25 protein-coding genes are annotated in these 25,847 nt (G+C 61.6%); 13 read left to right on the forward strand and 12 right to left on the reverse strand.

What is annotated here, in order from left to right:
• Window positions 1–397: 397 nt before the first annotated feature.
• Entirely contained in the window at window positions 398–1,018 is a 621-nt protein-coding gene (locus AACY08_RS07985) for a TetR/AcrR family transcriptional regulator (protein WP_339468924.1), read from the reverse strand.
• Between the two features lie 116 nt (window positions 1,019–1,134).
• Here AACY08_RS07985 and copC point away from each other — a divergent pair, with 116 nt between their 5' ends.
• The 9 genes from copC (at window position 1,135) to AACY08_RS08030 (ending at window position 9,537) form a co-directional block, all read left to right on the forward strand.
• On the forward strand, window positions 1,135–1,500 hold the full coding sequence (gene copC, locus AACY08_RS07990) for a copper homeostasis periplasmic binding protein CopC (protein ID WP_339468925.1): 366 nt from the start codon (window positions 1,135–1,137) through the stop codon (window positions 1,498–1,500).
• Window positions 1,501–1,503: 3 nt separating this feature from the next.
• The gene (copD, locus tag AACY08_RS07995; RefSeq protein ID WP_339468927.1) at window positions 1,504–2,361 is read left to right on the forward strand and encodes a copper homeostasis membrane protein CopD; all 858 of its coding nucleotides are present in this window, start codon (window positions 1,504–1,506) and stop codon (window positions 2,359–2,361) included.
• A 183-nt stretch (window positions 2,362–2,544) separates the two neighbouring features.
• A complete protein-coding gene (locus tag AACY08_RS08000) occupies window positions 2,545–3,807 on the forward strand; it encodes an OprD family porin (protein WP_339468929.1) in 1,263 nt (420 codons plus the stop codon).
• A 141-nt stretch (window positions 3,808–3,948) separates the two neighbouring features.
• On the forward strand, window positions 3,949–4,773 hold the full coding sequence (locus AACY08_RS08005) for an NAD-dependent epimerase/dehydratase family protein (RefSeq protein WP_339468930.1): 825 nt from the start codon (window positions 3,949–3,951) through the stop codon (window positions 4,771–4,773).
• Window positions 4,774–4,803: 30 nt separating this feature from the next.
• Window positions 4,804–5,679, forward strand: coding sequence for an SMP-30/gluconolactonase/LRE family protein (locus tag AACY08_RS08010; RefSeq protein ID WP_339468931.1), 876 nt, complete (start codon window positions 4,804–4,806; stop codon window positions 5,677–5,679).
• Between the two features lie 51 nt (window positions 5,680–5,730).
• Window positions 5,731–6,693 (forward strand): TRAP transporter substrate-binding protein, encoded by a 963-nt coding sequence (locus tag AACY08_RS08015; protein ID WP_339468932.1) that lies wholly within the window; start codon window positions 5,731–5,733, stop codon window positions 6,691–6,693.
• A gap of 63 nt (window positions 6,694–6,756) precedes the next feature.
• Complete coding sequence (locus AACY08_RS08020) at window positions 6,757–7,284, forward strand: TRAP transporter small permease (RefSeq protein WP_339420053.1); 528 nt, start codon at window positions 6,757–6,759, stop codon at window positions 7,282–7,284.
• Window position 7,285: 1 nt separating this feature from the next.
• Entirely contained in the window at window positions 7,286–8,566 is a 1,281-nt protein-coding gene (locus AACY08_RS08025) for a TRAP transporter large permease (RefSeq protein ID WP_339428162.1), read from the forward strand.
• A gap of 98 nt (window positions 8,567–8,664) precedes the next feature.
• Entirely contained in the window at window positions 8,665–9,537 is an 873-nt protein-coding gene (locus tag AACY08_RS08030; protein WP_339468934.1) for an aldose 1-epimerase, read from the forward strand.
• A 119-nt stretch (window positions 9,538–9,656) separates the two neighbouring features.
• Here the strand turns inward: AACY08_RS08030 and AACY08_RS08035 are convergent, their stop codons facing one another.
• From AACY08_RS08035 to pedF, 8 genes are all read right to left on the reverse strand, one after another.
• Window positions 9,657–11,120 carry a DASS family sodium-coupled anion symporter gene (locus AACY08_RS08035; protein ID WP_339436214.1) on the reverse strand — a complete coding sequence of 488 codons (1,464 nt, stop codon included), beginning with the start codon at window positions 11,118–11,120 and terminating at the stop codon, window positions 9,657–9,659.
• Window positions 11,121–11,184: 64 nt separating this feature from the next.
• Entirely contained in the window at window positions 11,185–12,555 is a 1,371-nt protein-coding gene (locus AACY08_RS08040) for an ATP-binding response regulator (protein WP_339468935.1), read from the reverse strand.
• Window positions 12,539–13,702: an alcohol dehydrogenase-like regulatory protein ErcA gene (gene ercA / locus AACY08_RS08045; protein WP_339468936.1), complete on the reverse strand. Its 1,164-nt coding sequence runs from the start codon at window positions 13,700–13,702 to the stop codon at window positions 12,539–12,541. The genes AACY08_RS08040 and ercA overlap by 17 nt, the downstream gene beginning before the upstream one ends.
• A 128-nt stretch (window positions 13,703–13,830) precedes the next feature.
• Window positions 13,831–13,902 carry a pyrroloquinoline quinone precursor peptide PqqA gene (pqqA, locus tag AACY08_RS08050; RefSeq protein ID WP_010209364.1) on the reverse strand — a complete coding sequence of 24 codons (72 nt, stop codon included), beginning with the start codon at window positions 13,900–13,902 and terminating at the stop codon, window positions 13,831–13,833.
• Window positions 13,903–14,048: 146 nt separating this feature from the next.
• The gene (exaC, locus tag AACY08_RS08055) at window positions 14,049–15,569 is read right to left on the reverse strand and encodes an acetaldehyde dehydrogenase ExaC (RefSeq protein ID WP_339468937.1); all 1,521 of its coding nucleotides are present in this window, start codon (window positions 15,567–15,569) and stop codon (window positions 14,049–14,051) included.
• Between the two features lie 29 nt (window positions 15,570–15,598).
• Window positions 15,599–16,531 (reverse strand): quinoprotein relay system zinc metallohydrolase 1, encoded by a 933-nt coding sequence (locus AACY08_RS08060; RefSeq protein WP_339468938.1) that lies wholly within the window; start codon window positions 16,529–16,531, stop codon window positions 15,599–15,601.
• Window positions 16,528–17,271, reverse strand: coding sequence for a quinoprotein dehydrogenase-associated SoxYZ-like carrier (locus AACY08_RS08065; RefSeq protein ID WP_339468939.1), 744 nt, complete (start codon window positions 17,269–17,271; stop codon window positions 16,528–16,530). Before AACY08_RS08065 ends, AACY08_RS08060 begins: the two co-directional genes overlap by 4 nt.
• A gap of 3 nt (window positions 17,272–17,274) precedes the next feature.
• On the reverse strand, window positions 17,275–17,736 hold the full coding sequence (pedF, locus tag AACY08_RS08070; RefSeq protein ID WP_339420036.1) for a cytochrome c-550 PedF: 462 nt from the start codon (window positions 17,734–17,736) through the stop codon (window positions 17,275–17,277).
• A 255-nt stretch (window positions 17,737–17,991) separates the two neighbouring features.
• Between pedF and exaA the strand changes: the two genes are divergently transcribed.
• Both exaA and AACY08_RS08080 read left to right on the forward strand, forming a co-directional pair.
• Window positions 17,992–19,884 (forward strand): quinoprotein ethanol dehydrogenase, encoded by a 1,893-nt coding sequence (exaA, locus tag AACY08_RS08075; RefSeq protein ID WP_339468941.1) that lies wholly within the window; start codon window positions 17,992–17,994, stop codon window positions 19,882–19,884.
• Between the two features lie 134 nt (window positions 19,885–20,018).
• On the forward strand, window positions 20,019–20,669 hold the full coding sequence (locus tag AACY08_RS08080; RefSeq protein WP_339468943.1) for a pentapeptide repeat-containing protein: 651 nt from the start codon (window positions 20,019–20,021) through the stop codon (window positions 20,667–20,669).
• A 66-nt stretch (window positions 20,670–20,735) separates the two neighbouring features.
• Here AACY08_RS08080 and AACY08_RS08085 read toward each other — a convergent pair whose 3' ends face one another.
• Window positions 20,736–21,362 carry a response regulator transcription factor gene (locus AACY08_RS08085; protein WP_339468945.1) on the reverse strand — a complete coding sequence of 209 codons (627 nt, stop codon included), beginning with the start codon at window positions 21,360–21,362 and terminating at the stop codon, window positions 20,736–20,738.
• Between the two features lie 155 nt (window positions 21,363–21,517).
• Between AACY08_RS08085 and AACY08_RS08090 the strand changes: the two genes are divergently transcribed.
• Together AACY08_RS08090 and AACY08_RS08095 are read left to right on the forward strand one after the other, a co-directional pair.
• Complete coding sequence (locus AACY08_RS08090) at window positions 21,518–22,057, forward strand: PQQ-dependent catabolism-associated CXXCW motif protein (RefSeq protein ID WP_339428152.1); 540 nt, start codon at window positions 21,518–21,520, stop codon at window positions 22,055–22,057.
• 27 nt (window positions 22,058–22,084) lie between these two features.
• Window positions 22,085–22,750, forward strand: coding sequence for a response regulator transcription factor (locus AACY08_RS08095; RefSeq protein WP_049709073.1), 666 nt, complete (start codon window positions 22,085–22,087; stop codon window positions 22,748–22,750).
• Window positions 22,751–22,794: 44 nt separating this feature from the next.
• Here AACY08_RS08095 and AACY08_RS08100 read toward each other — a convergent pair whose 3' ends face one another.
• Complete coding sequence (locus tag AACY08_RS08100) at window positions 22,795–24,738, reverse strand: PAS domain-containing hybrid sensor histidine kinase/response regulator (protein ID WP_445262022.1); 1,944 nt, start codon at window positions 24,736–24,738, stop codon at window positions 22,795–22,797.
• Window positions 24,680–25,825, reverse strand: coding sequence for a nitric oxide-sensing protein NosP (nosP, locus tag AACY08_RS08105; protein ID WP_339468947.1), 1,146 nt, complete (start codon window positions 25,823–25,825; stop codon window positions 24,680–24,682). The genes AACY08_RS08100 and nosP overlap by 59 nt, the downstream gene beginning before the upstream one ends.
• Between the last annotated feature and the right edge of the window lie 22 nt (window positions 25,826–25,847).

Below are 25,847 nucleotides of genomic sequence, written 5' to 3' on the forward strand. Positions count from 1 at the left end.
GTGTGGTTGGAATGAGTACATATCCATTTCTGCGGTAACGGCTACTTAGGGTTTCGCCCTTACGGCGAGTCACTTTTGGAAGAGCGCCAAAAGTAACCCAAAACGCTTCTCCCCACCACTCGGCACCTCGCTTAAGCTCGGTGTGCCAGAACGAAGGCTTGAATCCGTGGGCCGCCGCAATGGGCCGTCCTTGGCCCAGTGCGGCTAACCCGGCGTCCTGCCGGGTTACCCACGGATTCAAGCCTGCGTTCGGCCAGCGTGGTTGATGGGGCGCCTGAGATCAAAATCAAAAACAGATCAAAAGCCAGAGCAACCGCTGCTCAGCCGAGCTCGGGCATCGGGCGGAAAGTTGTGTAGATACCTATGCTGCGATGGGGCCTTCAGCCGCACCGTGACATCAAGGTTCCAACCCAATCCCCCGCAAAATCACCCCTGTCACCGTCTGTATCGCCTTCTCGAATTGCATATCCGACAAAGGCTGGTGATCATTCAGGATGTTCACCTGATGATCAAAGTCGGCATAGTGCTGGGTCGAGGCCCAGATCATATACAGCAAGCTCGACGGCTCAACCGGCAGGATGCGTTTGTCCTCCACCCACTGGCGAATTTTCGCTTCCTTCATCTTGGCCCAGTCGTACAGGCTTTCATCCAGCGCCTCCCCGAGTGTCGGCGCGCCGTGGATGATTTCGTTGGCCCAGACTTTCGAGCCATACGGCCGGGTGCGCGAGCGCTGCATCTTGGCGCGGATGTAACTGCTGAGTACCACCCGCGGATCATCAAAGGTCTCGAAGCTCAGGGCGTCCTGCTTCCACACTTCCAACAGGTCGAACAGCACCGCGCTGTACAACTCACTTTTGGTGGTGAAGTAGTAGTGCAGGTTTGAGCGCGGCAGTTGCACTTCTTCGGCGATATCGGCCATGGCGGTGCTGCCGTAGCCTTTTTCGGCGAAGATTTTCTCCGCCGCCAGCAGGATTTTTTCGACGTTGACCCGACGAATTCCGATCTTGTGATTGCCCATGAGGGCTCCCTGACAACGAGAGAGCTCAAAGACTACCATTCGCTCTAGATCGGGGCGACAGGCTGAGCCGAAACTTCGTACACTGCCTGCTCCTGCCCAGTGATTGGTATTGAACAATGTTGATCAAGAAAACCCTGACCACCGTCGCCCTGCTCGCGTCCTTGCTGGGGGCTTCGGCGGCGTTTGCCCATGCTCACCTGAAAAGCGCCACACCCGCCGCCGACAGCACCGTCGCCGCCCCCGCTGATCTGCACCTGACCTTCAGTGAAGGCGTCGAGGCCACCTTCACCAAGGTGTCCCTGAGCAAGGACGGCACCGAAATCGCCATCAAGGGCCTGGAAACCCCGGACGCCGACAAGAAAACCCTGGTAGTGACGCCTGCCGCCCCACTGGCTGCTGGCAACTACAAAGTGGTGTGGAACGCCGTCTCGGTCGATACCCACAAGAGCAATGGCGAATACAGCTTCAAGGTCGGCCAATAACCCATGGCAACCCTGCTGGTGCTGTGCCGCTTTGCGCATTTCATCGTCGTGTTGCTGATGTTCGGGGCCTGTGCGTTCAGGCCCTGGCTGCTGGGCGCTGAACCGCAGCCGGTGCTGGATCGGCAACTCGAGCGTATCACCCGCAGCCTCGCTGGGTTGGGCCTGTTCTCCGGCGTCGCCTGGCTGCTGTTGATCACCGCCAGTATGGCGGGCAGCTGGGACGCGGCGTTGCAACCGGCCACCCTCCAGCTGGTGCTGGGCAAAACCTTTTTTGGCCAGGTGTGGGCCTGGCATTTGCTGCTGAACCTGTTGCTGGTGATTGTGCTGATCAAACCCTGGCCGCTATTGCGCCTGCCGTTGACCGCATTGCTGCTGGCGACCCTCGCGCCTGTGGGCCATGGCGCCATGCTGGATGGGCTCAGCGGGCAATTGCTGATCCTTAATCAGGTGGGGCATCTGGTCTGCGTGGGCGCGTGGCTTGGGGGGTTGCTGTTGCTGGTGCTGATCCTCAAACAGCCGCAGCCATTCACGCTGGAACCGATCCTCAGGCGTTTCAGCGGCGTGGGTTATGCCCTGGTCGTCGGTTTGCTGGTGACCGGATTGATCAATGTGCGCGTGTTGACCGGGCAGCTGTGGCCGACGCCGCTGTTCAGCGGGTTTGCACTGATTCTGTTGATCAAGGTGATGTTGGTGTTCGGTATGCTGGCCCTGGCGGTGCTGAATCGATTGCGTATTGAGCATTGCGAACAGCGGCTGGGCGCTTTGAAAACCAGTGTGATGCTTGAATGGTTACTAGGTGTTTCAGCGGTGGCGGCCGTTTCCTTGCTAGGGACCTTGCCGCCAATGGTCATAGCCGGCTAAATCCACTGCACCTCAAGTGGAACGCTCCCACATTATTTGACCCTGGCCACACGCAATCTCCGTGGCGCAGATCATCGTACAACTTCTGCTTGACACATCCCGAAATCCCCGCAAATATCCCACCTAATGTTGTACGACAACGTATGACAAACAATAAAAATAACAATCGAAGGGAGCTTCACCGTGAGTCAATTCGCCCGCAATTCCTCCGCGCGTATCGGCCTCCTCGGCCTCAGCAGCCTGGCGTTCACCCTGCCCCTCAATGCCCAGGCCGAAGGTTTCATCGACGACGCCAAAGCCACGCTCAACCTGCGCAACGCCTACTTCAACCGCAACTTCACCAACCCGACCAACCCGCAGGGCAAGGCCGAAGAGTGGACGCAGAGCTTCATTCTCGATGCCAAATCCGGCTTTACCCAAGGCACGGTCGGCTTCGGGATTGACGTGCTCGGCCTGTATTCGCAAAAGCTCGATGGCGGCAAAGGCACCGGCGGTACCCAGTTGCTGCCGATCCACGATGACGGCCGCCCCGCCGATAATTTTGGGCGTCTGGGCGTGGCGCTGAAAACCAGGCTGTCGAAGACGGAATTGAAGGTGGGCGAATGGATGCCCGTGCTGCCAATCCTGCGCTCCGATGATGGTCGCTCCCTGCCCCAGACGTTTCGCGGCGGCCAGGTGACCTCCAACGAAATTGCCGGCCTGACCCTCTACGGCGGCCAGTTCCGCGGCAACAGCCCGCGAAACGACGCGAGCATGGAAGACATGTTCATGAACGGCAGAGCCGCGTTTACCTCGGACCGTTTCAACTTCGGCGGTGGCGAGTACACGTTCAACGACAAACGCACCCAGGTCGGCGTGTGGTACGCCGAACTCAGCGATATCTACCAGCAACACTATTTCAACCTGACCCACAGCCAACCCGTGGGCGACTGGACCCTGGGCGCCAACCTTGGCTTTTTCAATGGCAAGGAAGACGGCAGAGCCCTGGCTGGCGACCTCGACAACAAGACCGCCTTCGCCCTGCTCTCGGCCAAATACAACGGCAACACCTTCTATGTGGGCCTGCAGAAACTCACTGGCGACAGCGCGTGGATGCGGATCAACGGCACCAGCGGCGGCGCCCTGGCCAACGACAGTTACAACGCCAGCTACGACAACGCCAAGGAAAAATCCTGGCAAGTGCGCCATGACTTCAACTTCGTGGTGCTCGGCCTTCCGGGGCTGACCATGATGAACCGCTATATCAGCGGCAGTAACGTGCACACCGGGGCGATCACCGATGGCAAGGAATGGGGTCGGGAATCGGAGCTGGCGTACACGGTGCAGAGCGGCGCGCTGAAGAACCTCAACGTCAAATGGCGCAACTCGACCATGCGTCGGGATTTCAGCAATAACGAATTTGATGAGAACCGGATTTTTGTCAGCTATCCGATTTCACTCCTGTAATTCGCACATTTACGTAGCCGCTGGCGCTCGGCAGCGGCTACACAAGAGTGACTTCGACCAATGGCGCGTTGACAACCTGGGGAATCCTTAACGATACTTTTGAAAAGTCATACGACAACCTACAACAATAATGGAACCCTCATGACCACCACCACACTTACGCCCGTTCCATTCAACCGCCTGCTGCTCACCGGCGCCGCGGGCGGCCTGGGCAAAGTCCTGCGTGAACGCCTGCGCCCTTACGCCCAGGTACTGCGTCTGTCGGACATCGCCAACATGGCCCCGGCTGCCGACGCGTGCGAAGAAGTGCAAACGTGCGACCTCTGCGACAAACAAGCCGTGCACCATTTAGTGGAAGGCGTCGACGCGATCCTGCACTTCGGCGGCGTATCGGTTGAGCGCTCGTTCGAAGAAGTGCTCGGCGCGAATATCTGCGGTACTTTCCATCTCTACGAAGCCGCGCGCCGCCATGGCGTCAAGCGTGTGATTTTCGCCAGCTCCAACCACGTGATCGGCTTCTACAAGCAGGGCGAAAAACTCGACGCCCACTCCCCTCGCCGTCCAGACAGCTACTACGGATTGTCCAAGTCCTACGGCGAAGACATGGCCAGTTTCTACTTCGATCGCTACGGCATCGAGACCGTCAGCATCCGCATCGGCTCCTCGTTCCCGGAACCGCAGAACCGCCGGATGATGCACACCTGGCTGAGCTTCGACGACCTGACCCAACTCCTCGAACGCGCGCTGTACACACCCAACGTCGGCCACACCGTGGTCTACGGCATGTCGGATAACCTCGACACCTGGTGGGACAACCGCTACGCCGCGCACCTGGGCTTCGTCCCCAAAGACAGCTCCGAAGTGTTCCGCGCCCAGGTCGAAACCCAGCCACCGGTCGCCGCCGACGACCCGGCCAAGGTCTACCAGGGTGGCGCATTCTGCGCTGCTGGGCCGTTCGGTGACTGAGCGCACACCACCCCAAGGGAATGAGTTGCCATGACCGCTGAACTGATTGTCGATGCGCGCAATGCCGTGGGCGAATGCCCGGTGTGGGTGCCCGGGGAAAACGCCCTGTACTGGGTGGATATCCCCAACGGCGGCCTGCAACGCTGGAGCGCCGCCACTGGGCATATCGCTGCGTGGACAGCCCCGCAGATGCTCGCCTGCATCGCCCGCACGGATGCGGGCAACTGGGTTGCCGGGATGGCAACCGGCTTCTTCCAGCTCACCCCGCACAACGATGGCAGCCTCGACACCACGCCACTGGCGAGTGTCGAGCACCCACGCGTGGACATGCGTCTGAACGATGGCCGCTGTGATCGCCAGGGTCGTTTCTGGGCCGGCAGCATGGTGCTGAATATGGGGTTGAACGCGGCCGAGGGCGTCCTCTACCGCTACGCGTCAGGCCTGGTGCCCCACGCTCAGCTGGACGGTTTCATCACCCTGAACGGCCTGGCCTTCAGCCCCGACGGCCGCACGATGTACGCCTCGGACTCTCACCCGCTGGTGCAGCAGATCTGGGCGTTCGATTACGACATCGACAGCGGCACCCCATCCAATCGCCGCGTGTTCGTGGATATGCACAACCACCTCGGCCGACCCGACGGCGCGGCGGTGGACGCCGACGGCTGCTACTGGATCTGCGCCAATGACGCCGGGCTCATCCACCGCTTCACCCCCGAGGGTCGCCTCGACCGTTCCCTCACCGTACCGGTGAAAAAACCCACCATGTGCGCCTTTGGCGGCAGCCGCCTGGACACCCTGTTCGTCACCTCGATCCGTGATGACCCGAGTGAGCAGTCGCTGTCCGGCGGCGTGTTTGCCCTCAACCCCGGCATCACCGGTTTGCCGGAGCCTACGTTCACCCTTTAGCTGCATCGCTATGCCTTGAATACAACAATAACAAGACAGGAATGAACCCCCATGGACTTCAAACGCACCTTGCTCGCCGCTGCATTCTTTACCCTCAGCAGCGCCGCTAACGCGCTGGAAATCAAATTCGCCGACATCCACCCCGCCGGCTACCCCACCGTCGTTGCAGAAGAGAACATGGGCAAGGCCCTGACCAAAGAAAGCAACGGCGAACTGGCCTTCAAGTATTTCCCTGGCGGGGTCCTCGGCTCCGAGAAAGAAGTGGTCGAACAGGCTCAGGTCGGCGCCATCCAGATGACCCGTGTCAGCCTCGGCATCGTCGGCCCGGTGGTGCCGGACGTGAACGTGTTCAACCTGCCGTTCGTGTTCCGCGACCAGGCGCATATGCGCAAGGTCATCGACGGTGAAATCGGCGATGAAATCCTCGCCAAGATCACCGACTCCGAGTTCGGCCTGGTGGCCCTGGCCTGGATGGACGGCGGCACGCGCAACCTCTACACGAAAAAGCCGGTGCGCAAGATCGAAGACCTCAAGGGCATGAAGATTCGCGTGCAAGGCAACCCGCTGTTCATCGACGCCTTCAATGCCATGGGCGCCAACGGCATTGCCATGGACACCGGCGAAATCTTCAGCGCCCTGCAGACCGGCGTTATCGACGGCGCAGAAAACAACCCGCCCACGATGCTGGAACACAACCACTTCCAGAACGCCAAGTTCTACACCCTCACCGAGCACCTGATCCTGCCTGAACCCATCGTGATGTCGAAAATCACCTGGAACAAACTCACCCCTGCGCAACAGGACATGGTCAAGAAAGCCGCCAAGGTCGCCCAGGCTGACGAGCGCGTGCTGTGGGACGCCAAGTCCGCCAGCAGCGAAGCCAAGCTCAAGGCCGCCGGCGTCGAGTTCATCACCGTCGACAAAAAACCCTTCTATGACGCCACCGCAGCGGTGCGTGCGAAGTACGGCGCGCCTTACGCCGACATCATCAAGCGTATCGACGCCGTTCAATAACGCCCCTCCCCTAAGCAAGGCCTGGCGCTGTCCACACTGACGCGCCCGGTTACGGTGAACGCCATGAAGAATTTACTGCTGCGCATCAACGACCGCATCTACATGACCTGCATATGGGTCGCCGGCCTTTCGGTTCTCGGCGTCGCACTGATTATTCCCTGGGGCATCTTCGCCCGCTATATCCTCGGCACCGGCGCAAGCTGGCCGGAGCCTACCGCCATCCTGCTGATGCTGGTCTTCACCTTTATCGGCGCCGCCGCGAGTTACCGCGCCGGGGCGCATATGTCGGTGGCCATGGTTACTGACCGCTTGCCGGCGCAACAACGCCGCCTCGTCAGCATTTTTTCCCAATTGCTGATGGCGACGGTCTGCCTGTTCATGACGATCTGGGGCACCAAGCTGTGCATGTCCACGTGGAACCAGTTCATGAGCGCCATCCCTACTCTGCGCGTGGGCATTACCTACATGCCGATCCCGATTGGCGGGCTGCTGACGCTGATTTTTGTCGTGGAAAAACTCCTGCTCGGTGACCAGAGCAACCGTCGGGTCGTGCGCTTCGACCTGGTTGAAGAAAGCGAAGGGGCCGCCTGATATGGACGCATTGATTCTGTTGGGCAGTTTTGTCGCCTTGATCCTGATCGGCATGCCGGTGGCCTACGCGCTCGGGCTGTCGGCGCTGATCGGCGCGTGGTGGATCGACATCCCGTTCCAGGCCCTGATGATTCAGGTGGCCGGCGGGGTGAACAAGTTTTCGCTGATGGCGATTCCGTTCTTTGTGCTGGCCGGGGCGATCATGGCCGAGGGCGGCATGTCGCGGCGGCTGGTGGCGTTTGCCGGGGTGCTGGTGGGCTTTGTGCGCGGCGGCCTGTCCTTGGTGAACATCATGGCTTCGACGTTTTTTGGGGCAATTTCCGGCTCGTCGGTGGCGGACACCGCCTCGGTCGGCTCGGTGCTGATCCCGGAAATGGAACGCCGTGGTTACCCCCGCGAATTCGCCACGGCGGTGACCGTCAGCGGTTCGGTGCAGGCCTTGCTGACTCCGCCTAGCCATAACTCGGTGCTCTATTCCCTCGCAGCCGGCGGCACCGTCTCCATCGCCTCGCTGTTCATGGCCGGCGTGGTCCCCGGCCTGTTGATGAGCGCGTGCCTGATGGCGCTGTGCCTGATCTTCGCGAAAAAACGCAATTACCCGAAGGGCGAAGTCATCCCCTTGAAACAGGCGCTGAAGATCGCCGCCGACGCGCTGTGGGGCCTGATGGCAATGGTGATCATCCTCGGCGGCATCCTCTCGGGGATTTTCACCGCCACCGAATCCGCCGCGATAGCCGTGCTGTGGGCGTTCTTCGTGACCATGTTCATTTACCGCGACTACAAATGGAACGAGCTGCCCAAGCTGATGCACCGCACGGTGCGCACCATTTCCATCGTGATGATCCTGATCGCCTTCGCCGCCAGCTTCGGCTACATCATGACCCTGATGCAGATCCCGGCGAAGATCACCACGATGTTCCTGACCCTGTCGGACAACCGCTACGTCATCCTGATGTGCATCAACGCCATGTTGCTGTTGCTCGGCACAGTGATGGACATGGCGCCGCTGATCTTGATCCTTACGCCGATTCTGCTGCCGGTGGTGCTGGGTATTGGCGTCGACCCGGTGCACTTCGGCATGATCATGCTGGTGAACCTCGGCATTGGTTTGATCACCCCGCCCGTGGGCGCGGTGCTGTTCGTGGGCGCGGCGGTGGGCAAGACCACCATCGAGAAGACCGCGAAGGCGCTGCTGCCGTTTTATGCCGTGCTGTTCCTGATCCTGATCGCCGTGACCTACATCCCGGCGCTGTCGCTGTGGCTGCCAAGCGTGGTGCTGTAAACCTTTATCAAAAACACAACAGATTCAAATGTGGGAGCGGGCTTGCCTGCTCCCACACTGAACCTCTGCGTTGGGCCTATTTCATACGGCGAGACACCATGTCGTCACACCTCATCGAACTCAGCGATCAACTCACCCACCTCACCCTCGCGCCGGCCACCGGCGCCAGCATCGTCAATTGGACGGTACGAGCAACCGGGCAGCCTTTGCTGCGCCATAGTGACCAACAAGCGCTGAACACCGGTTTGCCGGGCAAACTGGGCTGCTATCCCTTGGCCCCCTGGTCCAACCGAATTTCCCGAGGCGGTTTCGACAACCCCGACGGCTGGCTGGCCCTGGCGCCCAATAGCCTCACGGACCCCTTGCCGATTCATGGTTCCGCCTGGCAGCAGGCGTGGCGGGTGGTGAGCCAGTCAGCGAGTGAAGTGGTACTGGCCGTGGAGTGCGACACGCCGTTCGCCTATCGCGCCGAGCAGCGCTTTCGATTGAGCAAGGGTGAGCTGAGTATTACGCTGAGCGTGACCCATCTGGCAGAAACACCCGCGTGGCATGGCCTGGGATTGCATCCCTACTTGCCACGTCGGCCGGGCACACGCTTACAGGCCGAGGCGTCACAGGTGTGGATGAGTGATGCGTCCAAGTTGCCTACGCTCTTGGCGCCCGTGCCGGATGCCTGGGACTTCCGGGAACTGAAAACCCTACCCGAAGGCCTGGTGGACAACGGCTTTTGCCAGTGGGATGGGCATTGCGTTATCGAGCAACCAGAGCTGGGCTATACGCTGGAATGCCAGGCCAGCGGCGCCGATTACTTCCTGCTGTACTGCCCGCCGGGGCTGGGGTTCTTTTGCATCGAGCCGGTGAGCCATCCGGTGAACGCCCATCATCTGCCGGGCAGGCCTGGGCTGAGACTGCTGGAACAGAGCCAGTCGATCCACCTCAATTTCAGCATGAAATACAGCCCAAATGTGTGAGGGGACTTGCTTGCGAATGCGCTGGATCAGTCACAAACACGTCGCCTGACACCCTGCTTCGCGAGCAAGCCCGCTCCTACAGTCGGATCTCATGCGTGCTGAAGACCACATTCCAAATGTCAGATCCAACCAAGCCAACTCCAGTAAGTCGCCGCAAACACCAGCATCAACAGATAGCCAATCAGCGTCACCAGAAGCCCCACCTTGGCAAACTGCCGCGCCGTAAACGTCCCAGTCCCCATGCACACCATGTTCTGCGGCGCATTGATCGGCAGGATAAACCCATAGCTCATCACAAACCCCAACAGCATGGTCATGCCCAACCGGCTGAAATCCCCCGGCAAGGTCTGCAGCACCGCGATCAGGATCGGCAGCAACGCCGAGGTCAATGCCGTGGCGCTGGCGAACCCCAGGTGAATCAGGATCAGGAATGCGCCAAGAATCGCAAACATCCCCAACGGCCCAACTTGATCCAACCCCGTGTGGGCCACAACAGCAGAACCCAGCCATTGCCCGGCCTGGGTGGTCAGCAGCGCAGTGCCGAGGCTGATGCCAACCCCGAACACAATCACCGTGCCCCACGGAATGCGTGACTGCACATCCTTCCAGGTCATCACACCGATGCCCGGCATTAGCAGAAACACCAGCCCGGCATAGGTCGTGGAGGCGGTGTCGAAACTGTGCAGGCGGCCTTCCGTGGCCCAGGCCAGCAGCAGCAATACCGAAACGCTCAACAGGCGCTTCTGCGGCCCGGTCATGGGCCCGATCTCCACCAGCGACTGCGCCACCGCCTCTTTACCGCCCGGGATGCTGTCGGTTTCCGGCGGCAGCAATTTGAGCACCAGGAACAGCAACACCGCCGACATGATCAACGCCCACGGCGCGCCGGCGATCAGCCAGTCGATCCATGACACGCGCTGACCCAGCATCTTGTCCATGAAGCCGACGGTCAGCAGGTTCTGCGCGGCGGCGGTCTGGATGCCGACGTTCCAGATGCTAGTGCCCTGGGCGACGACGATCATGATGCCAGCGGCGATATTCGAGCGTTTGTCGACACCAAAGGCCGCGATCACGCCCATCATGATCGGCACTACGCAGGCACTGCGCGCCGTGGCACTGGGCACCACGAGGCTGAGCAGGATGGTCACCGCAATCGCCCCCAGCAGTATGCGCCGGGTGCTGGTGCCGACCCGACTCAAGGTCACCAGGGCGATACGCCGATCCAGGCCGGTGTGGGTCATGGCGGCGGCGATAAACAGCGCGCCGGCCACCAGCGCCAACGCCGGGTTGGAGAACCCGGTAAGGGCCATGCTGATCGCCGGGCTGGTGCCGATCAAGTGCGTCGGGTCTTGCAGCGACGGCGCGGTCCCCAGCAAAAACGCTATCAGCGAAGTGATCATGATCGCGCTGGCTTCATAGGACACCGCTTCGGTGATCCACACCACCACGGCAAACGCAAGGATCGCCAGCATGCGGTGCCCGGCCACGGGCAAGTCGGCGGGCAGCGGCAACAGCAGCACGCCGGTCATTACCAACACCGCGACAACCAGGCCCAGGGGTAATTTAAAGGATGCCGCGCTCATCGGGTGCTCCAAGGCTCTAAATCAAGGCTTGAGCATGGGGCAAAACCACCTGCGGCGTGTTGACCTAGGCCAATAGCTGACTCAACACCGCGCGTAACTTGCCGGGCTTGACCGGTTTGTTCAACAGCGGTGCTTCGAGGCGACGCAAGGCACGTCGGCATTGGTCAGTGCGGTCAGCCGTGATGATCACCGCAGGAATGTTCTGCTCGAAATGCTCGCGCAGGTGCTTGACCACCGCACAGCCCACCACCCCATGGTCCAAGTGATAGTCCGCCAGGATCAGCTCCGGCGCCCTGCCCTGCAAAGCCAGCAACGCACCCGCCTGGTCGGTGGCGGTGACCACTTCGCAGCCCCACTGCCCGAGCAGCGCGCGCATGCTTTCTAGGATGCTCACTTCGTTATCGATCACCAGCAAACGCCGCCCAGGCAGCGGGTTGCCCGTGCTCGGTTGCACCGGCAACTGGCTGATCGGCAGGGGCATTTCGTCACTCAACGGCACCTCGATGCTGAACATCGAACCCCGCCCCGGCCAGGAACGCACGGCAATCGGATACCCCAGAATCTCGGCGATACGCTCGACAATCGCCAACCCCAGCCCTACGCCCTTGCGGTCCGAGGCGCGGGCGACGTCGAGCTGGTTGAACTCGAGGAAGATCGCCTGCAGCCGGTCGGCCGCAATCCCGCGACCGGTGTCCCACACTTCCAGGCGCAGGCGCCCCCCTCGGCGTCGAGCACCGAGCAAGATGCAACCTTCGTCGGTATAACGACAGGCATTGCTGAGGAAATTACGCAGAATCCGCGTCAGCAACCGCAGGTCGGTATTGATCGCATAACAGCCGGTGCGCACCCGCAGGTTCAACCCGGCCGCCAGGGCCACCGATTGGAACTCCGAGACCAGCGGCGCGAACAGCTCATCCAGCCGATACAACGCCACGTCCGGCTTGACGGCCGCCTGGTCCAGCCGCGAGATATCGAGCAAATCGGTGAGCAAATCCTCGGCGCCTTCCAGCGCCTGATGCGTGCGCTCCACCAGCACCTGCTCGACGCTGGGCAACTGTCGCTCGCGCAAGGTGGCGATCAGCAATCGCGCGGCATTCAAAGGCTGCAGCAAGTCATGGCTGGCGGCGGCGAGGTATTTGTCCTTGCTGCGGTTGGCGGCCTGGGCGGCGTCACGGGCATCGCGCAGGTCCTGTTCGATCTGTTCGCGCTGGGCGATCTGCTGTTGCAGGTTGAGGTTGGCTTCGAGCAGTTCATCGGTGCGCGCGGCGACGCGCTGTTCCAGCTCATCGTTGAGGCGGATATAGCGGTTGCGCTCGGCCTCAAGCTCGTCCAATCGCGCGGCGAGTTCCGGGTAATGGCTCTTGCGCGCGGAGTGATTGCCCAGCCCCAGCAACCCGGCGAGGGCGAGTTGCTGGTCCTCAGAGCGCTTCGCCATAGACAACCTCGACGTCGCGCTGGCTCGACTCCCTCGGATTCGTGAGGATGCACGGGTCATGCATCGCATGCTGGGACAGGAAGGGAATATCCGCCACGCGCACGCCATGCAGGCCGAGGGTTTCATGGAAGCCAATCGCATGTTTCAGTGCGATCAGATGCTCCACCAGCCGCCCGCAGATCTGCCGATGATTGAGGCCGCGGCAGTCGATGCCGAACGTCTCGGCAATCACCTGGAAACGCTCCGGCGCCGAGTTGTAGTTGAACGCCACCACATGCTCCACCAGCACCGCGTTGCACAACCCATGGGGCAAGTCGAGGAAGCCGCCAAGGCTGTGGGACATGGCATGCACCGCGCCAAGGATCGCATTGGAAAACGCCAGCCCGGCCTGCATGCTGCCGAGCATGATTTTCTCGCGCAGGGCAATGTCGCCGGGATTGGCGATCATCTGCACCAGATTGCCGTTGATCAGGCGCATCGCCTCCAGCGCATGCGGGTCGGTCAGCGGACCATGGCCAGTGGAGACGAATGCTTCGATGGCATGCACCAGTGCGTCAATACCGGTACAGGCGGACAGGAACGGGTCCATGCTGGCGGTGGTTTCCGGGTCGATCAACGCCACGTCCGGGACCACCGCCTTGCTGACGATGGAGAACTTCATGCGTTCCTGCTGGTTGGAGATGATTACGAACTGCGAGACATCCGCCGAGGTGCCGGCGGTGGTTGGGATGAGGATCAGCGGCGGGCTGGGCACACAAATGGTATCCACGCCCTCGAACTCAAGGATGCTGCGCCCGTGGGCCACCGCAATGCCGATGGCCTTGGCGCAATCCATCGGGCTACCGCCGCCAATGGCCACGATCACATCACAGTGGTTTTCACGGTACACCTCGGCGCCGAGCATCACTTCTTCGACCCGGGGGTTGGGCGACACGGCGGTGTACAGGCAGTAGTCGACACCAATGGCTTGCAGGCTGGCTTCCACATCAGCCACCCATCCGGCGGCGAGCACCCCGGGGTCGCTGACCACCAGCACCTTGCGCGCGCCAAAGGTCTTGGCATAGTTGCCGACGTTGTGCCGGCAGCCGGCACCAAAGATGATTTCAGGCGAGACGAATTTGCGCAGAAGGCTCAGATTTGGGCTCATTGGAAAGCCTGTTTTTATTATTTTGGAAGAATGCGCTCCACACTAACCCATCCGGCTGCGATTGCAATCAGACCAAAGGGGCATGCTTGCGGCCAGCACCGGCCAGCGCTGGGCTGGCCGGGTGGAGGTCAACGGCTGGCGAAGTACATTGTCACTTCGAAGCCGATACGCAGATCGGTAAAGGCAGGTTTGGTCCACATGGGGAGTAGTCCTCTTGTTGTACCGGGGGGTTCCGGTGATTTCATTAATGCACGCAGATCAACGGGGGCGAATGCTACTTTCGAAGTAGCAGCCGCACTGCATTAGTCTCAGGTGCACATCAATCAAACTGTGGGAGCGCGTTGAATCAGAAGAAGCCCAGTGGATTGATGTCGTAGCTCACCAGCAAATTCTTGGTCTGCTGGTAATGATCCAACATCATCTTGTGGTTCTCACGCCCCACGCCCGACCTCTTGTACCCACCAAACGCCGCATGCGCCGGGTACAGGTGATAACAGTTGGTCCACACACGACCGGCTTTGATCGCTCGGCCCATGCGGTACGCGCGGTTGATGTCGCGGGTCCACAAACCGGCGCCCAGGCCGAACTCGCTGTCATTGGCTATCGCCAACGCTTCGGCCTCGTCCTTGAAGGTAGTCACACCGACTACCGGCCCGAAGATTTCCTCCTGGAACACGCGCATCTTGTTGTGCCCCTTGAGCAAGGTCGGCTGGATGTAATAGCCACTGGACAGGTCGCCTTCCAAACGTTCGGCCGCGCCGCCAGCCAGCAGTACCGCACCCTCTTCCTGAGCGATCTTCAGGTAGGAGAGGATCTTGTCGTATTGCTGCTCGGACGCCTGGGCGCCGACCATGGTTTCGGTGTCCAGCGGGTTGCCGCGCTTGATCTTGACGATCTTCTTCATCACCTCGGCCATGAATGCATCGTAGATCGACTCCTGCACCAGCGCCCGCGATGGGCAGGTGCACACTTCGCCCTGGTTGAAGAACGCCAGCACCAGGCCTTCAGCGGCTTTTTCGATAAATTGCGGCTCGGCCTGCATGATGTCTTCAAAGAAGATATTCGGCGACTTGCCGCCCAGCTCTACGGTGGACGGAATAATGTTCTCGGCCGCCGCGTGCATGATGTGCGCGCCCACCGGGGTGGAGCCGGTGAAGGCGATCTTGGCGATGCGCTTGCTGGTGGCCAACGCCTCCCCCGCTTCGCGGCCAAAGCCTTGCACGATGTTGAGCACGCCCGGCGGCAGCAGGTCATTGATCAGCTCGGCAAATACCATGATCGACAGCGGCGTCTGCTCAGCCGGCTTAAGCACAATGCAGTTACCGGCGGCCAACGCCGGCGCAAGTTTCCACGCAGCCATCAGCAGTGGGAAGTTCCACGGGATAATCTGCCCGACCACACCCAGCGGCTCGTGGAAGTGATAGGCGGTGGTCAGTTCGTTGATCTCGGCGGCACCGCCTTCCTGGGCGCGGATGCAACCGGCGAAGTAGCGGAAATGGTCAGCAGCCAGCGGCACGTCGGCGTTGAGGGTTTCGCGCACGGCCTTGCCGTTGTCCCAGGTCTCGGCCACGGCCAGCACTTCGAGGTGCTGCTCGATGCGGTCGGCAATGTTCAGCAACACCCGCGAGCGGTCCTGGGCCGACGTCTTGCCCCAGGCATCAGCGGCGGCGTGGGCGGCGTCGAGGGCCTTGTCGATATCGGCGGCGCTGGAGCGCGGGAATTCGGCGATGACGTCGCCGGTGACCGGCGACGTGTTGGTGAAGTACTCACCGTTGATCGGCGCGACAAACTCACCACCGATGTAATTGCCGTAGCGCGGCTTGAAGCTGACGATGGCGCCGGGCGTGCCAGGTTGTGCGTAGATCATGGTGAGGCCTCTGTCTGTTGTGGGTGTTGTCAGGGGTGCAGGCGTTGCATCTGCTCGCGTTCGTACTGCGGGTACAGGTGGGTCACGCTGCGGATCAGTTCGTAGCGGCTGAGGTTGATCGCCGCGAAACGTTCGGGGATCGGGCTGCGGATCAGCTCAGGCATATCGCGACCTTGGGCGGCGCCGTCGCGCAGGAGCTGGTCGAGCCAGGTGAGGTAGTCGCGCATCTGTTCGAAGGGTTTTGCATCCGCCGCGATCGGGCCGTGGCCGGGCACGATCAGCGTCCAGGGCAAGCCTTGCAGGGTGGCGATATCGGCCAGCCACAGTGCAAGGCCCGGTGAATTGGGAGTGGTGAGCGCGCGCTGGTAGAACACCAGGTCACCGGCAAACAGCACGCCGGTCTTGCGGTCGAATATCGCCAGGTCGGCACCGGTATGGCCGCGCAGGTGCAGCAGTTGCAGGTCGTGGCTGCCGAAGGTTTTTACGCCCGCTTGCAACACTTCACCCGGCAACACCACTTCAGTGCCGCGCATCCAGTCGCCAACCCTGCGGTACAGGTTCTCGGCCATGCTGTCGCCCTGCTCGTGCAGTAACTCGGCGGTGCCGGCCAGGGCGCCGATGGTCACCTCCCTGAACGCTTGGTTGCCGAGCGCATGGTCGGGGTGGTGGTGAGTCAGCAACACCTGGATCACCGGCTTATCGGTGACGCTGGCGATGGCCTGTCGCAGGGCTTCGCCGTAGCGCTTGGACGGCCCGGTGTCGATCACCACCACGCCGGGTTCGGTGACGATGAACCCGACATTGACGATGTTGCCGCCGTTGTCCTTGGCGAAATTATCGGTGCTGCCTTCCAGCAGCCAGGTGTTGTCGGCGATCAGGCGGGGTTTCAGGCCGTAATCCAGCTCGGCCAGCACCGGCTGGCTGAGCATGATCAGCCAGAGCAGAATCCAGCGCCGGGTCATGGGATGACCGCCTCGAATTGACTGCCGCTGGTGTCGCGCAAAGTCAAACGCGTGGGCTCGGCGCCTTCGATATCGAAGGCCAGGTTGGGGTTTTCGCTGACGGCGGGGAACAATTCCAGGCGTGCCAACAGCTCACCGTTGGCACCGTGAAGTTCGGCATTGTTAACGAAAAACTCGGGAATACCACTGACCATGCCGTTATCCATCGGATGGGCAACTTGCAGCTTCACCCGGCTGAACTCGGCGCGCGGGTAGCGCCCGCCGAGCACTTCGCCGAGGTGGTCTTCCCAGCCCGCTTGCGTGCGCACCACGCTGGGCGCCGTGCAACCGCCGCCGGCGGCATCGATCAGTGTCGAACCGACATGCCACATCCCGTCCCGGGTCAACACCGCCGCGCGCAACGGCGTGGCCTGTTCGATACGAATCCGGATCGACAGCCACGCCAGCACGCGCTCCACCGGCTGGAAGTCGACAATCTGTGGCAGCGGGTTGAGTTCGGCCCAGGCAAGGATCTTCACCACCTCGCCCTTGAACGCACGGGCATCAATCTCCAGCGGCACCTGGCGCGCGTCCTCGGCGAACGGCGGCGCCAAGAGCTTCACGCGCTCGTCGAATACGAACGGCGCATTGTCGAGAAAACGTTGGTGGTAGTAGGCCCACATCACCGAGGGCACCGGGTCGACGGGCGCGCCCCAGGCCAGCGCCGGCAAACAGCAGACCCACCACCCGCGCAGACGCATGGCTTACTCCTCGACGTGCACGCTGTCGAGGTAAGTGCGCACCGCCCACAGGGCTTCCTGGCTCAGGTAGTCAGCCATCTTCGGCATGTACACCCGGCCATCGCGCACGGCGCCGTGGCGGACCCGCTCGACAAACCACTCATCCCCGGGGTCGCCGGCATCCAGCATGCGCAGGTCGGGGGCGATCCCGCCGGACTTGGCTTCCAGGCCATGGCACGCCGCGCAGTTCTGGTTGTACGCCGAGGCACCGATTTCGACGGCCTTGTCATGCTCTGGGGAGGTGCGATACGGGTTGGTCGCGGCCCAGCCATCGGCGTCCAGCGGCACGCCGGCATCCTTGACCGGGGTGAGGCCTTTGGTTTCCACGGCAGTTGGGGTCACGTTGCCGTGGGCCCAGGCGGAACCGGCACCTATCGCAGCGGTAAGGAGGCAGGCGGTCAGCAAGGCGTTGCGTTTTGTTTTCATTATTTTTTCCCCTAAGGAGTGCACGCAAAACCTCTTGGCAGAGGCTATGGCAACCATCTTAGGAAGCGCCCGGCGGCACCCGTATGCTGCTTTGGTGGGCGGGTTCTCATCCGTTGGTAGCAGGCCTTGTGGGGCACTGCTAAATCAGAGGCGGTTCGGGAAATTGTCCCGGCAACACCGGGACTTTTTCCGTATTCGCCAACCCGTCCAGGCAGCAACCTGTGCAGGCCAAAACCTCCACTGGGAACTGCAACCATGACAATAAGATCGCTACCCGCCCGCTCACCCCTAAGCCTTGCCGTGCAAGCCTTTCTGCTGGTGGGCAGCCTGTCCCTCAGTGCTGCAAGCTCTGCTGCCGCCGAACCTGCGAAACCCACCCACAACGTCACCTGGGAAGACATCGCCAACGACCACCTGACGACCAAGGACGTGCTGCAATACGGCATGGGCACCAACGCCCAACGCTGGAGCCCCCTGGCCCAGGTCAACGACAAGAACGTGTTCAAGCTCACCCCGGCCTGGTCCTACTCGTTCGGCGACGAGAAGCAACGCGGCCAGGAATCCCAGGCCATCGTCAATGACGGCGTGGTCTACGTCACCGGCTCGTATTCCCGTGTGTTCGCCCTTGATGCAAAGACCGGCAAGCGCCTGTGGACCTACAACCACCGCCTGCCCGACAACATTCGCCCGTGCTGTGACGTGGTCAACCGTGGCGCGGCGATCTTTGGCGACAAGATCTACTTCGGCACCCTCGACGCGCGCCTGATCGCCCTCGACAAAAACACCGGCAAAGTGGTGTGGAACAAAAAATTCGGTGACCACGCCGCCGGCTACACCATGACCGGCGCCCCGGTGCTGGTCAAAGACAAGGTCAGCGGCAAGGTGCTGCTGATCCACGGCAGCTCCGGCGATGAATTCGGCGTGGTCGGCCAGCTGTTTGCGCGCGATCCGGACACCGGCGAAGAGGTCTGGATGCGTCCGTTCGTGGAAGGCCATATGGGCCGCCTGAACGGCAAGGACAGCACCCCGACCGGCGACGTCAAGGCGCCTTCGTGGCCAGATGACCCGACCACCGAAACCGGCAAAGTCGAGGCCTGGAGCCACGGCGGCGGCGCGCCTTGGCAGAGCGCGAGCTTCGATGCCGAGACCAACACCATCATCGTCGGTGCCGGCAACCCTGGCCCATGGAACACCTGGGCGCGCACGTCCAAAGACGGCAACCCCCACGACTTCGACAGCCTCTACACCTCGGGCCAGGTCGGCGTCGACCCAAGCACCGGCGAAGTGAAGTGGTTCTACCAGCACACGCCGAACGATGCCTGGGACTTCTCCGGCAACAACGAACTGGTGCTGTTCGACTACAAGGACAAGGACGGCAAGGTCATCAAGGCCACCGGCCACGCTGACCGCAACGGTTTCTTCTATGTGGTGGACCGCAACAACGGCAAGCTGCAGAACGCCTTCCCGTTCGTCGACAACATCACCTGGGCCAGCCACATCGACCTGAAGACCGGCCGCCCCGTGGAGAACGAAGGCCAGCGTCCGGCCAAGCCATTGCCCGGTGAAACCAAAGGCAAGCCAGTGGAAGTCTCGCCGCCGTTCCTCGGTGGCAAAAACTGGAATCCCATGGCCTACAGCCAGGACACCGGCCTGTTCTACATCCCGGGCAATCAGTGGAAAGAGGAATACTGGACCGAAGAGGTCAACTACAAGAAAGGCTCGGCTTACCTTGGGATGGGCTTTCGCATCAAGCGTATGTATGACGACCACGTTGGCACTCTGCGTGCGATGAACCCGACCACCGGCAAGGTGGTGTGGGAACACAAGGAAGCCATGCCGCTGTGGGCCGGCGTGCTGGCGACCAAGGGCAACCTGGTGTTCACCGGGACCGGCGACGGTTTCTTCAAGGCTTTCGACGCGAAAACCGGCAAGGAACTGTGGAAGTTTCAGACCGGCAGCGGCATCGTCTCGCCGCCGATCACCTGGGAACAGGATGGCGAGCAGTACGTCGGCGTGACAGTCGGCTATGGCGGCGCGGTGCCGCTGTGGGGCGGCGACATGGCCGAGCTGACCAAGCCGGTGGCACAGGGTGGGTCATTCTGGGTGTTCAAGATCCCGAGTTGGGATAACAAAACCACCCAGAAATAACCCCCCATCCCCGTCGTGGCAGCTGTCGAGCCCCAGCGAGGCTGCGTCCGCGGTGTGTCAGGCACGCCGCCAACGCAGCCTCGGCGGGGCTCGACAGCTGCTACGGCCGGGAGCCTGTTTGAAGAGGTCTCGTGATGAACTACCTGCCTTTATTACTGCTGCTGTCACTTCCCTTGGCTCACGCCGCCGACGACGGCGACGACGCCCCCCTGATCATCAACGGCTGCACCATCGCCGAACACAGCCAGTGCCCCGGCGCCAACCTCAAGGGCGCCAACCTGCGCAACCAGAACCTGAGCAAAATGAACCTGGCCGGTGCCGACTTGCGCGATGCGGATCTGCGCCACGCCAACCTGGACCTCGCCAACCTGGAGAAAGCCCAACTGCAAGGCGCCAACCTGACCCGCGCCAGCCTGCAGCAAGCCAATCTGCGCCTGGCCGACTTCACCGGTGCCACGTTGATGGCCGTGCAAGGCTGGGGGATGTTTGCCCAAGGCGCGCAATTCGAAAACGCCAACCTCAGCGCGGCCTACCTGCAATTTGCACGGTTGTCAGGGGCGAAGATGCACAAGGTCAACCTGCGTGCGGCTGACTTGGAAATGACGTGGTTGAGCAAGGCCGACCTGCAAGGGGCGGACCTCAGTGATGCCAATCTGCAAGAAGCCAAGTTCGGTGAAAGCAACCTGGAGAAAGCCACGCTCACGGGGAGTCGTCAGCATTATGCGAACTTTCAGGATGCGAATATGGAAGGTTGCAAAGATTGCCCCACTACGTGGGATCGATGAACCAATGCGGTTCACTGTGGGAGCTGGCTTGCCTGCTCCCACAGGGGGGGATTTGTGCGCATCAGGTTAACCGGCGATGCGCACCACCCCCATATCAATCCCCAAATGCACCAACTCGGCATGGGAACTCACCTGCAACTTGCTCTTGAGCAAGGTCAGGTAATTGGACACGGTCTTGCTGCTGATACTCAGCTGGGCCGCAATCGAGCGGGCCGGGGTACCTCTGGCGAGCATCAGGAAAATCTCCAGTTCGCGCTGGGTCATGCTCTGCAAACGGCGGTCTGTGGGGTGATAGGCCAGCTGGGTCGCCAGGTCCTGTTCGATATAGGTGTGACCGTCGAGGATGCGCTCCACCGCGTCCAGCATCACCGCAGGCGACGCGCTTTTGGTCAGGTAGCCCGATGCACCCGCCTCCAGAGCCTGGCGCACCAGGGGCAACTCGGCGTGCTGGCTGAAAAACAGCACGCGCAACTGCGGCAAGCGCTGGCGCAGGCGGCGGGTGGTTTCCAGGCCGCTGATACCCGGCAGGCCGAAGCCGATGATCACAAGGTTGGGCACCGCCTCATGCACGCGCGCCAGGGCTTCTTCGCCACTGGCCGCTTCACGCACCAACACACCCGGCAGGCCGCTGCGCAACAGCCCGGCATAGCCCAGGCGGACCACGGCGTGATCATCGACCAACAGGATATTCATAATGCCTCCAATGGCAGCGGCTCTCGTCCCATGCTAGAACCCCGCGCCGCGCCGCGACCTACTACTTTGGTACTGGTTTTGCTGTCTATCGTCGCATTCCCAAGGCAGCGGGACTGGCGTGTAATAGGTGCATAACGATAACGACTGGACCCGCCATGCTGCCCGTTCGACTGCCCCTAGCGGCCCTGTTGTGCCTGTTCATCACGCATGTACACGCCGACCCACCCCTGTTTTCCGCCGACGGCTACCGCATCAGCGTGTACCGCAGCCCTACGCCCGATCAACTGCCCGGGGCGACCATCGTCGACACCCCGGCCCTGCGAGCCCTGCTCAACCAGACGCCCGCGCCGGTCCTGATCGACGTGTACCGGCGCCAGTGGCTGCAAGGCCGTTTCATCGAAGACCAGCCTCACGCCAATCTGCCAGGAAGCCACTGGCTGGCCAACACCGGCGACGGTGACCTCTCACCTGAATGGCAAGGCTATCTCGTGCGACACCTGTACACGTTCACCGGCGGCAACCTGGCACGCCCGCTGGTGTTCTACTGCCGCTCCGATTGCTGGCTGAGTTGGAACGCGGTAAAACGAGCCGCCGAGCTGGGCTATACCTCTGTGTACTGGTATCGCGATGGCTTGGATGCATGGGAAGCGGCAAACCTGCCAGTGATGACTGCCACACCCGAACCCTTTGAATAAAAAACCACAACAAGAAGGTGAACGGCCATGTACAAAATTTTGATTGCCGACGATCACCCGCTGTTTCGCGAGGCGATCCATAACGTTATCAGCGACGGCTTTCCCGGCAGCGAGGTGATGGAAACCGCCGACCTGGACAGTGCCCTCGCCCTGACCCAGGAACACGACGACCTCGACCTGATCCTGCTGGATCTGAACATGCCCGGCATGCACGGCCTCAACGGTTTGATCAACCTGCGCAACGAGTCACCGACTATCCCGGTGGTGATTGTCTCGGCCGAACAGGACAAGCAAATCGTGCTGCAAGCCATCACGTATGGCGCCGTGGGGTTTATCACCAAGTCCTCGCCCCGCCTGCAAATGACCGAGGCGATCCAGCAGATTCTCAACGGCAACGTGTACCTGCCGCCGGACATCATCCGTTCCCAGAAAAACACCGGGCAACGGCGCATGAACGACAATCCCGGTTTCGCCCCGGAGCTGTTGCAGGCACTGACGCGCAAGCAATTGCTGGTGTTGGAACGGATGACCAAGGGCGAGTCGAACAAGCAGATTGCGTACACCCTGGAGATTGCCGAGACCACGGTGAAGGCGCATGTGTCGGCGATCTTGCGCAAGTTGAATGTGCATAATCGGGTGCAGGCGATACTCAGTGCCGGGGATATTGATTTCGGCTCCTACCTGCGGCGCTGATCCGCCAGACAGAACACAAGTTCCCACATTTTGATTGCCTTTTGTCAGGGCCGACTGAGCAGATGACTCATCGCAGTCTTCAGCTTCATCGGCCGCACCGGCTTATGCATCAACGTATGCCCCAGCTCACGAATCTGCTGTTTCAACTCATTGCTGTAATTGGCAGTAATCATCATCGCCGGTATCGCACGGCCCCGCCGCGCGTTGATGCGGGCCACTGCGTCAATGCCGTTCTGGTCGTTGTCGAGGTGGTAATCGGCAATCAGCAAGTCCGCCTCGGCATGGTAGTTGTCCACCTGTCGCGCCAAGTCCTGCTCCGACAGCGCGGTGACCACCCGGCAGCCCCAGCCTTCGAGCAACGTGCGCATGCCTGCACAAATCGCCGCGTCGTTATCCAGCACCCACACGCGCGCACCCTGCAAGCGTTCGAGCATCGGCTCGCTCATGCACGGCGCCGGCGAGGACTTGGGCGCGGTGGCGCTCAACGGCACTTCTACCGAAAACATCGAGCCTTTACCCGGCCAGGATTTGACGCTGATGCGATGGCCGAGCATCCCGGCGATCTTTTCCACGATGGCCAGGCCCAGGCCCAACCCGCGATCCTGATCCGGGCGCTGCACATCGCCGCGCTTGAACTCCTGGAAAATCTCCTCCAGACGCTCTTCGGCAATGCCCATGCCGCTGTCCCATACTTGAATCAACACGCGTTGATGCTGGCGCCGGCAACCCAGTACTAAGCGGCCCTTGTAGGTGTAGCGAATCGCATTGCTCAGCAGGTTGCGCAGGATCCGCGCCAGCAGCTGGATATCGCTGCGCACCAGCGCCGAGCAGTCGATAAAGTGCAGCGCCAGCCCCTCGGCGCGGGCCAGTTCGGTGTATTCGACGGCGAGGTTGTCCAGCAACTCACTGAGGGCAAACGGCGCGATATCGGCCTTGATCACCCCGGCATCCAGCTTGGAAATATCCACCAGGGTGCCGAGCAGGTTTTCCACGTCTTCCAGGGAATTGCTGACGTTGCGCACCAGGGTTTCACTGGGGCGTTCGAGCAATGCGCTGGTAAATAGGCGCGCGGCGTTCAGCGGTTGCAGCAGGTCATGGCTGACAGCGGCGAGGAACTTGGTTTTCGACAGGTTGGCCTGTTCGGCCTCCCGCTTGGCTTCACGCAGGCGGGTTTCCATGCGCCGGCGCTCGTCGATTTCCTTGAGCAACTGGTCGTTGAGCGAGGTGAGTTCCGACGTGCGCTGGGCCACGCGTTGCTCCAGGTGCTGGTAGGCCTGGTGCAAGGCCTCAGCGGTGCGCCGGCGTTCGGTGATGTCGCGGATCAATACGAAGATCCCCACCACTTCGCCACTGGCCAACAGGTTCGGCACATAAGAACGCAGCATGTAGCGCTCCTGATTGTTGATGTTGGTTTCGGCGAATTCAAACGTCACGCTTTCCCCCGCCAGGGCGCGGGCGACGTAGGCATCCAGGCGTTGGCAATGCTGCTCGCTGTGCACTTCGCGCAGGCTCTGGCCGAGCATCATGCCGCGCGGCCAGCAGTACCATTCCTCATAGACTTTATTGGTGAATTCGTAGACCAGCTCAGCATTCAGGTAGCCGATCAGCGCCGGCACGTTGTCGGTGATCAGGCGGATCCAGCGTTCGCTTTCCTGGGCCTTTTGCGCCGCTGCCTGTTCGCCGCGCAGGGCTTCGGCGCGCAGCCGGGCGTTGATCAGCAGGTGGTTGCTGGCCTTGAGTTCAGCCATCGCCTGGTTCAGCGCATCAGTGCGTTCGCGTACTTGCTCGGCCAATACCACCGAATGCTGGAAGGTGGTGTAGGGGTTGTTGCCCTGGGTCATGCCGGACTCGATGCGCTCGATCAGCGCCGCATTGATCCGCGCCAGCTTGTGGTTGTCCTGTTGCAGTCGCGCCACCAGGGCGGGCAGGTCAGCGTCGGCCTCGGGCAATGGCGACACCGGTGAAAGTCTGGTTGATGTGCATGCCATTGAACTGTTCTCCGTAGGTGTTGAAGCCCATCACCCGCTGGTCGCGCAGATAGCTGCCGATCTGCTCGAGGGTGCCGTTGTCTTCCAGTTCCAGGCGCCGCAGGAAACAGTCGCAGCCAATGGTCAGCAGCAGGTCGCCAAGGCGCGACTGCAGGCCGTCGAACAGGGTTTGCAGGTTCGGCAGAATCGGGCCGGGCTTCATCGCGGTCAGGACGATGCCGTTTTCCACCGCGCAGTAGAAACTCAGGCTGAGGTCTTCGTGCACCTGCTGGATCGCGCGCACGTAGTACTGGTCGTGGATGCGCACCGCCAGCGGGTGCGCGGCGAAGGTGCGGTGGTCGAGGTTGGCCACGGCCACACCGATATGCCGCGCGTATTCTTCGGCGGCAGGCTCGGCGTTGAGTTCAAAGACCCGTCGCGACGGGCTGTCTGCGCCGGTGACCACCAGCTTTTCCGAGCGCGGCAGGATGTGGTGGGTGGTGAACACCTCGAAATCCAGCCAGGTATTGACCAGTACCACCACCGCTGCGCCGCTGTGGAACACGCCGTTGAAGTAGACGTGGGTGTGCGTGAGGAAATTGTCGTCACCCGCCGAACCGCCAAAGTGCGGGATATCGCCCAACGCGGCGCTGAGGGCCGCGAGCACCATTTCTTCTCGGCTGGACAGGCCATCGAGCAGGGTCAGGGCGAAGGTGTTGCCCTTGATCGGCGCCAGCGTATTGCTGCGGCAACCGCCGACCAGGCGTTCGACCATGTCCTGGGCGTTGATCAGGCTGAAGTGTTCCACCTGGTCGATCAGCTCAGTGGCGATGGAAAAGTGAGCGTGGTTGAAGCCCACCGCCGTGATGCAGTTGCGGCCATAGCCTTGGGACGTGATCTCGCCGGCGCTGGTACAGCCGACCACGCGCACGCTGCCGAAGCATTGTTGCAGCGCGTGGCCCAGAGCCTGCAAATCATAGGAGGCCGAGCAGAAAAACAGCACGAAACCCAGGTACGGATGCAACAGTTGCCGCGCCAGCTCTTCGGCGGCCTGCCCGGCATCGGTGGCCTGGGACATGGCACTGACTACGCCTTCACTGTTGTGCATCGTTGGCTCCCCCTCTGAGGCA

Source organism: Pseudomonas sp. EL_65y_Pfl1_R83 (genome assembly GCF_963970695.1).
In the GTDB taxonomy this organism is placed as follows: Bacteria; Pseudomonadota; Gammaproteobacteria; order Pseudomonadales; family Pseudomonadaceae; genus Aquipseudomonas; species Aquipseudomonas tritici.

Bases quoted from the DNA above. Each gene is read 5' to 3' on its own strand.
- AACY08_RS07985 (WP_339468924.1), bottom strand. From the start codon at position 1,018: ATGGGCAATCACAAGATCGGAATTCGTCGGGTCAACGTCGAAAAAATC.
- copC (WP_339468925.1), top strand. From the start codon at position 1,135: ATGTTGATCAAGAAAACCCTGACCACCGTCGCCCTGCTCGCGTCCTTG.
- copD (WP_339468927.1), top strand. From the start codon at position 1,504: ATGGCAACCCTGCTGGTGCTGTGCCGCTTTGCGCATTTCATCGTCGTG.
- AACY08_RS08005 (WP_339468930.1), top strand. From the start codon at position 3,949: ATGACCACCACCACACTTACGCCCGTTCCATTCAACCGCCTGCTGCTC.
- AACY08_RS08010 (WP_339468931.1), top strand. From the start codon at position 4,804: ATGACCGCTGAACTGATTGTCGATGCGCGCAATGCCGTGGGCGAATGC.
- AACY08_RS08015 (WP_339468932.1), top strand. From the start codon at position 5,731: ATGGACTTCAAACGCACCTTGCTCGCCGCTGCATTCTTTACCCTCAGC.
- AACY08_RS08020 (WP_339420053.1), top strand. From the start codon at position 6,757: ATGAAGAATTTACTGCTGCGCATCAACGACCGCATCTACATGACCTGC.
- AACY08_RS08025 (WP_339428162.1), top strand. From the start codon at position 7,286: ATGGACGCATTGATTCTGTTGGGCAGTTTTGTCGCCTTGATCCTGATC.
- AACY08_RS08030 (WP_339468934.1), top strand. From the start codon at position 8,665: ATGTCGTCACACCTCATCGAACTCAGCGATCAACTCACCCACCTCACC.
- AACY08_RS08035 (WP_339436214.1), bottom strand. From the start codon at position 11,120: ATGAGCGCGGCATCCTTTAAATTACCCCTGGGCCTGGTTGTCGCGGTG.
- AACY08_RS08040 (WP_339468935.1), bottom strand. From the start codon at position 12,555: ATGGCGAAGCGCTCTGAGGACCAGCAACTCGCCCTCGCCGGGTTGCTG.
- ercA (WP_339468936.1), bottom strand. From the start codon at position 13,702: ATGAGCCCAAATCTGAGCCTTCTGCGCAAATTCGTCTCGCCTGAAATC.
- exaC (WP_339468937.1), bottom strand. From the start codon at position 15,569: ATGATCTACGCACAACCTGGCACGCCCGGCGCCATCGTCAGCTTCAAG.
- AACY08_RS08060 (WP_339468938.1), bottom strand. From the start codon at position 16,531: ATGACCCGGCGCTGGATTCTGCTCTGGCTGATCATGCTCAGCCAGCCG.
- AACY08_RS08065 (WP_339468939.1), bottom strand. From the start codon at position 17,271: ATGCGTCTGCGCGGGTGGTGGGTCTGCTGTTTGCCGGCGCTGGCCTGG.
- pedF (WP_339420036.1), bottom strand. From the start codon at position 17,736: ATGAAAACAAAACGCAACGCCTTGCTGACCGCCTGCCTCCTTACCGCT.
- exaA (WP_339468941.1), top strand. From the start codon at position 17,992: ATGACAATAAGATCGCTACCCGCCCGCTCACCCCTAAGCCTTGCCGTG.
- AACY08_RS08080 (WP_339468943.1), top strand. From the start codon at position 20,019: ATGAACTACCTGCCTTTATTACTGCTGCTGTCACTTCCCTTGGCTCAC.
- AACY08_RS08085 (WP_339468945.1), bottom strand. From the start codon at position 21,362: ATGAATATCCTGTTGGTCGATGATCACGCCGTGGTCCGCCTGGGCTAT.
- AACY08_RS08090 (WP_339428152.1), top strand. From the start codon at position 21,518: ATGCTGCCCGTTCGACTGCCCCTAGCGGCCCTGTTGTGCCTGTTCATC.
- AACY08_RS08095 (WP_049709073.1), top strand. From the start codon at position 22,085: ATGTACAAAATTTTGATTGCCGACGATCACCCGCTGTTTCGCGAGGCG.
- AACY08_RS08100 (WP_445262022.1), bottom strand. From the start codon at position 24,738: ATGGCATGCACATCAACCAGACTTTCACCGGTGTCGCCATTGCCCGAG.
- nosP (WP_339468947.1), bottom strand. From the start codon at position 25,825: ATGCACAACAGTGAAGGCGTAGTCAGTGCCATGTCCCAGGCCACCGAT.